This window comes from Caldimonas brevitalea (assembly GCF_001017435.1).
Classification (GTDB): domain Bacteria; phylum Pseudomonadota; class Gammaproteobacteria; order Burkholderiales; family Burkholderiaceae_C; genus Caldimonas; species Caldimonas brevitalea.
The window spans coordinates 3,970,755-3,984,633 of record NZ_CP011371.1 but is presented as its reverse complement, the minus strand read 5'-3'; the positions used below and the strand labels follow the sequence as shown (position 1 = coordinate 3,984,633).

The window sequence follows — 13,879 nt, the reverse complement described above, 5'->3', positions numbered from 1 at the left end:
TGGCCAGATCGAGTACCTGGGGCGCAACGACCATCAGGTGAAGATCCGGGGTTTCCGCATCGAGCTGGGCGAGATCGAGGTCCGGTTGAGCGCGCACCCGCAGGTCCAGGACGTGGTGGTACTGGCCCGCGAGGACGTGCCGGGCGACAAGCGGTTGGTGGCGTACTACACCGGCGCGCCAGCGCCGCAAGCGGAGGCGCTGCGCGAGCACGTGAAGGCGACACTGCCGGACTACATGGTGCCCAGCGCCTTCGTGGTGCTGGAGCGCTTGCCGCTGACGCCCAACGGCAAGGTCGACCGGCGGGCGCTGCCGGCACCGGACCTGGGGGCCCTGCAGGCGCGGCAGTACGAAGCGCCGCTCGGCGAGGCCGAGCAGACGCTGGCAGCGATCTGGCAGGACATCCTGCAGGTCGAGCGGGTCGGACGGCACGACAATTTCTTCGACCTGGGGGGACACTCGCTGCTGGCGGTGCAGCTGATCGCCCGTTTGCGCCAGGTCACCGGCCGGGAGGTGGCGCTGAAGGTGTTGTTCGAAGCCCCGACGCTGGAGGGCCTGGCCCAGCGGCTGGACGGCGCACAGCTCAGCGATGGGAGCGCCATCGAAACAGCCGACCGCAGCCAGCCGCTGCCGCTGTCGTGGGCCCAGCAGCGGCTGTGGTTCCTCGACCGGTTCGAGGAGGCGGGCAGGGCGTATCACTTGCCGGCCGCGCTGCGCCTGCACGGTGAGCTGGACCGGGCGGCACTACAGGCGGCGCTCGACACCGTGGTGGCACGGCATGAAGCCTTGCGCACGGTGTTCGCGACGGTGGACGGTGAGGCGGTGCAGGTGATCATCGAGCCGGCAGGCTTCTCGCTGCAGGTGGTCGAGCTGGCAGGTGCGGACGAGGAGGACCTGCGGCGCCTGGCGGCCGAAGAGGCGCAAGCGCCGTTCGACTTGAACCGTGGCCCGCTAATCCGGGGTCGGCTGATCCGAACGAAGCAGGACGAACACGTGTTGCTGGTGACGATGCACCACATCGTCTCCGACGGTTGGTCGATGGGGGTGCTGGTACGCGAGCTGGCTGCGCTGTATGCGGCCTACCGGGAAGGCCGGCCCGATCCGCTGGCGCCATTGCCGATTCAGTACGCCGACTATGCCGTGTGGCAGCGGCGCTGGCTGCAGGGCGAGACGCTGCAAGCGCAGCTTGGGTACTGGCAGCGGCAGCTGAACGAGGCACCAGCATTGCTGGAACTGCCGACCGACCGCCCGAGGCCGGCGGTGCAAAGCCATGCCGGCGCCAGTGTGCCCATCGTCTTGCAAGCACCGCTGACGGCCCAGCTGAAGGCCTTGGCCAAGCGCTGCGATGCAACGTTGTACATGGTGCTGTATGCCGGCTGGGCCACGGTGCTGTCCAAGCTGAGCGGGCAGCAGGACGTGGTGATCGGCGCACCGGTGGCGAACCGCCAGCGCACCGAGGTCGAAGGGCTGATCGGCTTCTTCGTCAACACGCTGGCGCTGCGGGCTGACCTGAGCGGCCAGCCAAGCGTGGGTGAGTTGCTGCAGCGGGTCCGGGCGATGACGCTCGAGGCCTATGCCCACCAGGACGTGCCGTTCGAGCAGGTGGTGGAGGCGGTGAAGCCGCCGCGCAGCCTGAGCCACAGCCCGATCTTCCAGGCGATGCTGGTGTTGCAGAACACACCGCAGGGCGAGCTGGCGCTGCCCGGGCTGACACTGGCACCGCAGGACGTGCCACGCCAGACGGCACAGTTCGACCTCACCCTGTCCTTGCAGGAGCAGGGCGACGAGATGGTCGGGGCCATCGACTACGCCAGCACCTTGTTTGAACCGGCCACCGTCGAACGCTGGGCGGGCTATTTCGAAATGGTGCTCGGCGCGATGGTGCAAGACCTCGAGCGCCCGATCAGCGAGCTGGACCTGTTGGGGGCGGTGGAACGACAGCAGGTGCTGCAGACGTTCAACGCGACGGCACAGCCGTACCCGCAGGAGATGCTGGTGCATGAGCTGTTCGAAGCGCAAGTGCAGCGCAGCCCACAGGCGCTGGCGTTGGTGTGCGAGGGCCAGCAGCTGAGCTATGCCGAGCTGAACGCGAGAGCGAACCAGCTGGCCCATCACTTGCGGCAGCGCGGGGTGGGCCCCGACCGCCTGGTGGCTGTGTACATGGAGCGCCAGGCCGAGCTGGTGGTGGCCTTGCTGGGCACGCTGAAGGCGGGCGGCGCCTATGTGCCGCTGGACCCGGCCTACCCGGGCGAGCGCTTGCAGGCGATGCTGCAGGATGCGGCGCCGAGCGTGATCCTCACGCAGACCGGGCTGTTGCCGGGGCTGATCGACCAGGCAGCCGAGGTGATCGCCGTAGATGCTGAGTTGGCCGAGCAGCCGAAGACGAACCTGGCGGCGGCCGAGTTGGGGCTGACGGCGGAGCACCTGGCCTACGTGATCTACACCTCGGGCTCGACCGGCACGCCCAAGGGGGTGATGCTGGAGCACCGCAATGCCGGCAACTTCATCCACTGGGCGCGCTCGGCGTTCAGTGAGGAGGACCTGGCACACACGGTGTTCTCGACCTCGGTCAACTTCGATCTGTCGATCTTCGAGCTGTTTGTGCCGCTGGCGGTCGGGGCCACTGTGCACCTGGTGAAGAACGCCCTCGACTTGACCGGCCGCGAGGCGGTGAGCCTGCTGAACACGGTGCCGTCGGCGGTGAACGCCTTGATCGATGCCGGCCGCCTGCCCGAGGCGATCCAGGCGGTGAACGTGGCGGGCGAGGCGCTCAAGCGGGAGCTGGTGGAAAAGATCTTTGCCGCCCACCCGAAGGTGCGCTGCGTCACGAACCTGTACGGACCGACGGAGACAACCACGTACTCCACGCAAGTGCGCATGGAGCGGTCGCAGCCGTTTGCACCCCACATCGGGCGGCCGATCGCCAACACGCAGGTCTACATCCTGGACGAGCAACGGCAGCCGGTGCCGATCGGCGTGGTGGGGGAGATCTACATCGGCGGGGCCGGGGTGGCGCGGGGTTACCTGAGGCGGCCGGAGTTGACGGCCGAGCGGTTCATCGACGACCCGTTCAGCGAGGTACCGAACGCGCGGATGTACAAGACGGGCGACCTGGGGCGCTGGCGGGCCGATGGCCAGATCGAGTACCTGGGGCGCAACGACCATCAGGTGAAGATCCGGGGTTTCCGCATCGAGCTGGGCGAGATCGAGGTCCGGTTGAGCGCACACCCGCAGGTCCAGGACGTGGTGGTGCTGGCCCGCGAGGACGTTCCGGGCGACAAGCGGTTGGTGGCGTACTACACCGGCGCACAAGCGCCGCAAGTCGAAGCGTTGAGACAGCATGCGGCGCTCAGCTTGCCGCCGTACATGGTGCCAGCCGCTTACGTGCATCTGGACACCCTGCCGCTGACCCCCAACGGCAAGCTCGATCGCAAGGCCTTGCCAGCGCCGCAAGGCGACGCGGTGGTCAGCCGGGGATACGACGCGCCCCGGGGCCGCACTGAAGCATCCCTGGCCCGCATCTGGGCCGACCTGCTCGGTCTGGAACGCGTGGGCCGCGACGACAACTTCTTCGAGCTCGGCGGGCACTCGCTGCTGGCCGTGAGCTTGATCGAGCGGATGCGCGGCGACGGACTGCATGCCGATGTGAGAGCGGTGTTCACGGCGCCCACGCTGGCCGAGCTGGCGGCCCTGGCCAGCACGGACAGCCGGGAGGTGCAGGTGCCGCCCAACCTGATCCCCCGGGACGCCACGCGCATCACACCCGAGATGCTGACCCTGGTGAGCCTGAGCCAGGAAGCGATCGACACGATCGTCGACCAGGTGGAAGGGGGCGCGGCCAATGTGCAGGACATCTATCCCCTGGCGCCTCTGCAGGAAGGCATACTGTTCCACCACCTGATGCAGCAGGAAGGCGACCCCTACGTGCTGCCGACGCTGTTGCGCGTCAAGAGCAAGGCGCAACTGGATCGTTTTCTGGCGGCACTGCAGCAGGTGGTCGACCGCCACGACATCCTGCGCACGGGCGTGGCCTGGGAGGGCTTGAGCCAGCCGGTGCAGGTGGTGCGCCGGCACGCCAGGCTGCCGGTGGAGCTTGTGGAACTCGACGCTGGCCAGCGCGATATCGCACAACAGCTCGAAACTCGCTACGACCCGCGGCGGCACCGTCTGGACGTCAGGCAAGCGCCGATGCTCAGTTGCCATGTCGCCCACGACACCGCCAAGGGAGACTGGTGGGTGCGCCTGTTGTTCCACCACATGGCGTTTGACCACACGACGCTGGAACGGGTGTTGGAGGAAGTGCACGCCATTGCGCAAGGACAAGCGCACCGGCTGCCGCGGCCGGCGCCCTTCCGCGGCTTCGTGGCACAAGCAAGAGGCGGCGTGAGCCAGGAGGAGCACGAAGCCTTCTTCAAGGACATGCTGGGCGACATCGACACACCGACCGCCCCGTTCGGCTTGCTGAACGTGCAGGGCGACGGCAGCGGCATCGCCGAGGCCCGGCAGCAGCTCGCCCCCGAACTCGCGCAAGCCATACGCCGTCACGCACGCCGGCTGGGCGTGAGCGCGGCCAGCCTGATGCACGTTGCCTGGGCGCTGGTGCTGGCCAGGGCGACCGGCCGCCAGGACGTGGTGTTCGGCACCGTCCTGTTCGGCCGGATGCAAGGCGGCGCTCAGGCCGACCGGGTGCTGGGCCTGTTCATCAACACCCTGCCGGTGCGCATCAGCGTGGACGAGCAGGGCGTGGTGCAACGCCTGAAACAAGCCCACGCCTTGCTCGTGGACCTGCTGCGCCACGAACATGCACCGCTCGCGCTCGCGCAGCGCTGCAGTCGCGTGCCGGCCCAGGCGCCGCTCTTCACGGCGCTGCTGAACTATCGATACAGCGTGCCGTCGGTGCAGGAGCAGCCGCAAGCGCCTGAAGCGGCAGGACTGGGCGAGATCGACTACCTGGGCGGGCATGAGCGCACCAACTACCCGCTGACGCTGTCGGTCGACGACCTGGGGGAGGACTTCGCCCTCACAGCGCAAGTCAGCGTGGCGATCGGGCCGCAACGTATCTGTGATTTCATGTCGACCGCCCTCCAGGCGCTGGTGCAGGCGCTGGAGGAGGCACCGCAAGCGTCGACACGCAGCATCGACGTGCTGCCACGGTTCGAGCGCGAGCAAGTGCTGGTGACATGGAACGACACGGCGCGGCCATATCCCGAGGATCTGCGGGTGCATGAGCTGTTCGAAGCCCAGGTGGCGCGAACGCCGCACGCCACGGCGCTGATCCATGGCGAGCAAGGCGTCAGCTACGCCGAACTGAATGCGCGGGCCAACCGGCTGGCGCACCATCTGCGGAGGCTGGGCGTTCGGCCCGACAGCCGTGTGGCGCTGTGCGTCGAGCGCAGCGTCGAGATGGTGGTGGGCCTGCTGGCGGTGCTGAAGGCGGGGGGCGGCTATGTGCCGCTCGACCCCGAGTACCCGGTGGAACGCTTGCGCCACATGCTGCAGGACAGCGGTCCGATCGTGGTGCTTGTCGACACGGCAGGCCGCGAGGCGCTCGAGCAGGCTGACGACCGGAACCTCGAGCGGGTGCCGCGGCTGCACCTGCAGGCCGATGCCGGGCAGTGGGCCGAGGCACCGGCCCACAACATCGATGCGGCAACGCTGGGTCTGAAGCCGACGCACCTCGCCTATGTGATCTACACCTCGGGCTCCACCGGTCGGCCCAAGGGCGTGATGAACGAGCACCGAGGTGTGGTCAACCGCATCCTGTGGATGCAGGACGCCTACCCGCTGGACGAGCGCGACGTGGTGCTGCAGAAGACACCTTTCAGCTTCGACGTCTCGGTGTGGGAGTTCTTCTGGCCGCTGATGGCCGGCGCCCGCCTGGTGATGGCCAGGCCGGAAGGGCACAAGGACCCGGCTTACCTGAGCGAGGTCATCCGCCGCACGGGGGTGACGACATTGCACTTCGTGCCCTCGATGCTGCAGGTTTTCCTGGCGCACGAGCAGGCGGCGAATTGCCGCAGCGTCGTGCGGGTCATGTGCAGCGGCGAGGCGCTGCCGGCATCGCTGGTGCACACCTTCCACGAGCGGCTGCCCCGGGCCGAATTGCACAACCTGTACGGTCCCACCGAAGCGGCGGTGGACGTCACGGCCTGGGCCTGCCAGGCGGGCGACGACAGCACGGTCATCCCGATCGGCAGGCCGATCGCCAACACGCGCCTCTACATCCTGGATGAACACCTACAGCCCGTGCCCGTCGGCGTGGCCGGCGAGCTGTACATCGGTGGTGTGCAGGTCGCACGGGGCTATCTGAATCTGCCGGAGCTGACGGCCGAGCGGTTCATCGACGACCCGTTCAGCGCGGAGCCGAACGCGCGGATGTACAAGACCGGCGACCTGGGGCGGTGGCGCTCGGACGGCAATATCGAGTACCTGGGGCGCAACGACCATCAGGTGAAGATCCGTGGTTTCCGCATCGAGTTGGGCGAGATCGAGGCACGCTTGAGCGCACACCCGCAGGTGCAAGAGGCGGTGGTGCTGGCCCGCGAAGACGTGCCGGGCGACAAGCGCCTGGTGGCGTATGTGACGCCCGCCGCACAGGATGTGCCCGCGGTCGAGGTGCTGCGCGAGCACGTGAAGGCGACCTTGCCGGAGTACATGGTGCCCAGCGCCTTTGTGACGCTGGCGCGTTTGCCGCTGACGCCCAACGGCAAGCTGGACCGGCGCGCCTTGCCGGCGCCGGACCTCGGCGCGCTGCAGGCGCAGCAGTACGAGGCGCCGGTGGGCGACACCGAGCAGGCGTTGGCGACGATCTGGCAGGACCTCCTGCGGGTCGAACAGGTTGGACGGCACGACAACTTCTTCGACCTCGGCGGCCATTCGCTGCTGGCGGTGCAACTGCTGGCGCGCGTGCGCCAGGCGTTGGGACGAGAGGTGGCGCTGAAGGCCGTGTTCGAGACGCCCACGTTGCAAGGCCTGGCGCAGACGCTGGGCCAGGCGCAGGACACCGAGGTGCAGGCCATCGAGCGGGCCGACCGCAACGCGGCGCTGCCGCTGTCGTGGGCGCAGCAGCGGCTGTGGTTCCTCGACCGGCTGGAAGGTGCGGGCGCGGCGTATCACATGCCGGCCGCACTACGCCTGCACGGTGAGCTGAGCCGAACGGCACTGCAGGCGGCGCTGGACACGGTGGTGGCACGGCATGAGGCCTTGCGCACCGTGTTCGCCACGGTGGACGGCGAGGCGGTGCAGGTGATCGTCGAGCCGGCCGGGTTCGCGCTGCAGGTGGTCGAGCTGGCGGGTGCGGACGAGGAGGACCTGAGGTGCCTGGCGGCCGAAGAGGCGCAAGCGCCGTTCGACTTGAGCCGTGGCCCGCTGATCCGGGGTCGGCTGATCCGAACGAAGCAGGACGAACATGTGTTGCTGGTGACGATGCACCACATTGTCTCGGACGGCTGGTCGATGGGGGTGCTGGTGCGGGAGCTGGCCGCGCTGTATGCGGCCTACCGGGAAGGCCGGCCCGATCCGCTGGCGCCATTGCCGATTCAGTACGCCGACTATGCGGTGTGGCAGCGGCGCTGGCTGCAGGGCGAGACGCTGCAAGCGCAGCTCGGGTACTGGCAGCGGCAGCTGAGCGATGCCCCAGCGCTGCTGGAACTGCCCCTCGACCGTCCGCGACCGGCCGTGCAAAGCCATGCCGGCGCGAGTGTGGAGCTGACCTTGGGTGCCCCGCTGACCGCCCAACTCAAGGCGCTGGCCAAGCGCTGCGACGCGACGCTGTACATGGTGCTGTATGCCGGCTGGGCGACAGTGCTGTCCAAGCTGAGCGGGCAGCAAGACGTGGTGATCGGCGCGCCAGTGGCGAACCGCCAGCGCACCGAGGTCGAAGGGCTGATCGGGTTCTTCGTGAACACCCTGGCGCTGCGGGCCGACCTGAGCGGCCAGCCCAGCGTGGGCGAGCTGCTGCAGCGGGTCAAGGACATGACGCTGCAGGCCTACGCCCACCAGGACGTGCCGTTCGAGCAGGTGGTGGAGGCGGTGAAGCCGCCGCGCAGCCGCAGCCACAGCCCGATCTTCCAGGCGATGCTGGTGCTGCAGAACACACCACAGGGTGAGCTGGTGCTGCCCGGGCTGACCTTGGCGCCACAGGAGGTGCCGCGCACGAGCGCCCAAGTTGACTTGACACTCTCGCTGCAAGAGGCGGGTGACGAGATCTCGGGTACCGTGGAATACGCCACGGCGCTATTCGATCGGTCGACTGTCGAACGCTGGGCAGGGTACTTCAAGACAGCGTTGAGTGCGATGGTGCACGACCTCGAGCGCCCGATCAGCGAACTGGACCTGTTGGGGACGGCGGAGCGGCAGCAGGTGCTGCAGACGTTCAACGCGACGGCACAGCCGTACCCGCAGGAGATGCTGGTGCATGAGCTGTTCGAAGCGCAAGTACAGCGCAGCCCGCAGGCGCTGGCGTTGGTGTGCGAGGGCCAGCAGCTGAGCTATGCCGAGCTGAACGAGAAGGCGAACCAGCTGGCCCATCACCTGCGGCAGCGCGGGGTGGGCCCCGACCGCCTGGTGGCCGTGTACATGGAGCGCCAGGCCGAGCTGGTGGTGGCCTTGCTGGGCACCCTCAAGGCGGGCGGCGCCTATGTGCCGCTGGACCCGGCCTACCCAGGCGAGCGGCTGCAGGCGATGCTGCAGGATGCGGCGCCGAGCGTGATCCTGACGCAAACCGCGCTGGTGCCAGGGCTGGCCGACCAGGCGGCCGAGGTGATCGCCGTGGATGCCCAACTGGCTGAGCAGCCGAAGACGAACTTGCCGGCGGCTGAGATTGGCCTCATGGCCGACCACCTGGCCTACGTGATCTACACCTCGGGCTCGACCGGCACGCCCAAGGGGGTGATGCTGGAGCACCGCAACGCTGGCAACTTCATCCACTGGGCGCGCTCGGCGTTCCGTGAGGAGGACCTGGCACACACGGTGTTCTCGACCTCGGTCAACTTCGATCTGTCGATCTTCGAGCTGTTTGTGCCGCTGGCGATCGGGGCCACCGTGCACCTGGTGAAGAACGCCCTCGACTTGACCGGCCGCGAGGCGGTGAGCCTGCTGAACACGGTGCCGTCGGCGGTGAACGCCTTGATCGATGCCGGCCGCCTGCCCGAGGCGATCCAGGCGGTGAACGTGGCGGGCGAGGCGCTCAAGCGGGAGCTGGTGGAAAAGATCTTTGCCGCCAACCCGAAGGTGCGGTGCGTCACGAACCTGTACGGGCCGACGGAGACGACCACGTACTCCACCCAAGTGCGCATGGAGCGGTCACAGCCGTTTGCACCGCACATCGGGCGGCCGATCGCCAACACGCAGGTCTACATCCTGGACGAACACCGGCAGCCGGTGCCGATCGGCGTGGTGGGGGAGATCTACATCGGCGGTGCCGGGGTGGCGCGGGGTTATCTGAGGCGGCCCGAGCTGACGGCCGAGCGGTTCATCGACGACCCGTTCAGCGAGGCGCCGAACGCACGCATGTACCGCACCGGTGACCTGGGACGCTGGCGGGCCGATGGCCAGATCGAGTACCTGGGGCGCAACGACCATCAGGTGAAGATCCGGGGCTTCCGCATCGAGCTGGGCGAGATCGAGGTCCGGTTGAGCGCACACCCGCAGGTCCAGGACGTGGTGGTACTGGCCCGCGAGGACGTGCCGGGCGACAAGCGGTTGGTGGCGTACTACACCGGCGCGCCAGCACCACAAGCGGAGGCGCTGCGCGAGCACGTGAAGGCGACACTGCCGGACTACATGGTGCCCAGCGCCTTCGTGGTGCTGGAGCGCTTGCCGCTGACGCCCAACGGCAAGGTCGACCGGCGGGCGCTGCCGGCACCGGACCTCGGTGCCCTGCAGGCGCGGCAGTACGAAGCGCCGCACGGCGAGGTCGAGCAGACGCTGGCAGCGATCTGGCAGGACATCCTGCAGGTCGAGCGGGTCGGACGGCACGACAACTTCTTCGACCTGGGGGGGCACTCGCTGCTGGCGGTGCAGTTGCTGGTCCGCGTGCGGCAGGCACTCGGGCGTGAAGTAGCCCTGAAGGACTTGTTCGAGGCTCCCACGCTACAGGGCCTGGCCCAGGCACTCGGCCGCGCCGAGCAGGCCGATGTGCAGCCGATCGAGTCGGCCGAGCGCCGCCAGCCCTTGCCGCTGTCGTGGGCGCAGCAGCGGCTGTGGTTCCTCGACCGGCTGGATGGGGCCGGCAGGGCTTACCACATCCCGATCGCGATGCGCTTGAAAGGTCGGCTGCACCGGGCGGCCCTCGAAGCGGCGCTGCGCGCCATCGTGGCCCGCCATGAAACCTTGCGCACGGTGTTCCCGCTCGTGAACGAGCAACCGACGCAGCTGGTCCTGGAGGAGGTTGCGTTTGCCTTGCCGGCGATCGATCTGAGCGCCTACGCACCCGACGAGCGGGAAGAGGCGGTGCGGCGTCTGACGGCAGAGGAGGCGCACGCGCCCTTCGACTTCGCTCGCAGCCCGATGATGCGAGGCCAGCTGCTGCGGCTGGCCGACGACGAGCACGTGCTGCTGCTGACGGTGCACCACATCGTCGCCGACGGCTGGTCGGCCAGTGTGCTGACGCGAGAGCTTGCAGCTCTGTACGACGCCTTCCGAGAAGGCAGGCCGGACCCGCTCCCGCCGCTGCCGATCCAGTATGCCGACTATGCCGTCTGGCAGCGCCGCGCCTCGGCCGACGCGATGCGGCGGCAGCAGCTGGCCTACTGGGTCGAGCACCTGAGCGGCGCTCCGCCGTTGCTCGAGCTGCCGACCGACCGACCGCGGCCACCAACGCAAAGCTATGCCGGCGCCCATCTGCCCATCGTCCTCGACGCGACCTTGACGGCACACATCAAGGGGCTGGCCAAGCGCTGCGGCGCCACGCTGTACATGGTGCTGCACGCCGCCTGGGCCATCCAGCTGTCGAGACTGAGCGGGCAAACCGACGTGGTCATCTCGACGCTGATGGCCAATCGCTCGCGAGTCGAGGTCGAGGGGCTGATCGGCTTCTTCGTCAACACCTTGGCGCTGCGGACCCATCTGGGCGGCAAGCCGAGCGTGGCCGAAGTGCTGCGGCGCGTGAAGGACACGACGCTCGGGGCTTTCGCTCGTCAGGACGTGCCGTTCGAGCAGGTGGTGGAAGCGCTCAACCCGCCGCGCTCGATGAGCCACCACCCGGTGTTCCAGGTGATGCTGCTGTTGCAAAACCTGCCCGAGGCGCGACTGGAACTGCCCGATCTGCAGATCCTGCCGCAGGAAGTGCCGCGCGACAGCGCGGACCCCGAGCTGGTCTTGAGCCTGGAAGAGCAAGGCGACGAGATCCGCGGCGCACTGGAATATGCGACCGACTTGTTCGACCCTTCCACGGTCGCCCGCTGGTTGGACCAGTTCAAGGCGGTGCTGAGCGAGATGGCGCAGGACCCGGAGCGGGACATCGACACGCTGGATCTGCTCAGTGCCGAGGAACGTCGGCAGGTGCTGCAGGAGTTCCCCCTTGGCGCAGGCCAGGATCGGTTGGCGTCCAGCGGAGCCATGCCGGCAGTGGCGGAACAGCGGGTGTACATCCTGGACCAGCAGCGGCGGCCGGTGCCCATCGGTGTGCCGGGTGAGGTCTGCATCGGCGGCGCCGACGTGGTGGCCGCGCGGACGAACACGACAGGCGAGCTGGCGCGCTGGCGTCCGGACGGTAGTCTCGAGCGATTGGGACGCATCGAGCACCGCGTCGTGGTTCGAGGCCGGCGGGTCCAGCTCGAGGACATCGAGGCCGAGCTGCTGTGCCATCCGCAGGTTGCCGCGGCCGCCGTGGTCACCCACCACGGCGTGCAGAACGAGGGGCAGTTGATCGCTTGCGCAAACGCCCGACCGGGGCATCGGCTGGACGAGCATGACTTGCGCGCCTATCTCGCGTCCAGGCTGCGGGACTACATGGTGCCCGGTGTCGTGAGGGTGCTCGACGAACTGCCGCGCCGGCCTGACGGCAGCCTCGACCGCGAGGCCCTGCGGTGCCTGGCGCCGGAGCCGCTGCAGGCGCAGCCGGATCAAACGCCTCAAGGCGTGCTCGAAGAGACGCTGGCGGGCCATTGGCAGGAGTTGCTCGACCTCGAGCGGGTCGGCCGCCACGACAACTTCTTCGATCTCGGTGGGCACTCCCTGTTGGCGGTGAGCCTGGTCGAGCGCATGCGTCGTCAAGGATGGCGCGTCGACCTGCAATCGGTGTTCACCACGGCCACGCTGGCCGAGCTGGCGGCGCAGGTGGTGAGCCCGGACCGCCAGGGCATGCCCGCGCCGCCCGACCGGACAGCACTGTCCAGACATTGGGTGCCGCTGCGTGCTGGCGCTTCACGCCGGCCGCTGTTCCTGATCCACGGCGCGAACGGCGACCTCGGGTGCTACGAGCCCCTGTTGCGTCATCTCGACGGCGACCTGCCCCTCCATGGTTTGCGGGTCGATGGCAGGGACGCTCCCGTGCCGGTCACGGTCGAGCTGCTGGCCGCTCGCTATCTCGGCATCGTCCGCCATCTGCAGCCTCGCGGTCCATATCGGCTCATCGGCTGTTCGGCAGGCGGGCTGGTCGCCTACGAAATGGCGCAACAACTGTTGGGCGAGGATGAGACGGTCGAGTTCCTCGGCTTGATCGACAGCCCGGCACCCGGTCACATGCCAGCCGGAAACGCCGACGCGCCGAACCCAGAGTGTTGTGGTGGCGAGGCATCGTCGTGGCGAGAGGCGTTGTTCGCGCCACTCGGCGCCGCCTACACCACCTACCGGGTGCAGCCGCTGCCCATCGCCGTGGGCCTGTTCACCGGCGAGACGCAGGCCGATGCCGAGCGCTCGCGGGCTTGGGCGGCGATGGCGGGCAGCCGTCTGGAAGCCCTGGCCGTCGCCAGCGACTCGCGACTCGTCATGGAAGAGCCACATGTTCGGAAGCTGGCGGACGTCATCACCCGCCGGCTGGCCGAGGCAGAACGTGGCCGGGCCTCGTCCACCGCCTGCCACGCCAAGGCGGCCATCACGCTGCAGTCCGGGCAGCACGGCACCGCGCCCATCTTCTGCATTCCCGGGGCGGGTGCCAACGTGACCTGCTTTCTTCCGCTGGTCCAGGCGCTCGGACCCCGCATGTGGGTGGTGGGGCTGCAGTGCCGTGGACACGACGGTGCATCGGTGCCGCACACGTCGGTCGAGGCCGCGGCAAGCGCGTATCTCGACGAGATTCGGGCGATTGCGCCACGGGGGCCGTATCACCTGTTGGGCCATTCCTTTGGCGGGTGGGTGGCGTTCGAGGTCGCGCGCGCGCTCGAACGGGCAGGGGAAACCGTGGCCCCGGTGGTCCTGGTCGACAGTGAAGCACCGCGCAGGGTCCCACCGTCGGACCGGCTGAGCACGACGATGCAGTTCATCGAGTTGCTGGAGATGGATCGGGGTGAGCCCCTGCCGTTGACGTCCAACGATCTGCGGCATCTGGACGATGCGCAGCAGGTGCAACGCGTGCTGCAATGCCTGACACGTGCCGGTGTGCTGCCTGCGGCCACCCCGCCGCAGCGACTGCAGGCGCTGCTGCGGGTGTTCGGAACCCACCTGAACACGAGCTACCAGCCCGCCACACCCTATGGCGGCCGAGTGCTGTTGCTCAATGCAGAAGCAACCGACGCGGTTGCTTCTGCACGCAGGACGGCGGTCGCCTCGGACCGCGACCCGGTCGGCGGCTGGCGACGGCATGCGGCGCAGCTGGCCGTGCAGGTGCTGCACGGGAGCAATCACATGACGATGCTCAAGCCGCCACATGCCCACCGCCTGGCCGCTGCGCTGGCCGAGATCTGGTCGCTTCACGCTGCGGCGCAGCCTGCGTTGGACTGA

1 protein-coding gene (running past one end of the window) is annotated in these 13,879 nt (G+C 68.5%); it reads left to right on the top strand.

Features of this window, described 5'->3' with window-relative positions; genetic code table 11:
• On the top strand, positions 1–13,879 hold the 3' end of the coding sequence (locus AAW51_RS28270; protein ID WP_053013656.1) for a non-ribosomal peptide synthetase. It extends 18,590 nt beyond the left edge of the window; only the last 13,879 of its 32,469 coding nucleotides appear in the window; the start codon falls outside the window, past its left edge; the stop codon is at positions 13,877–13,879.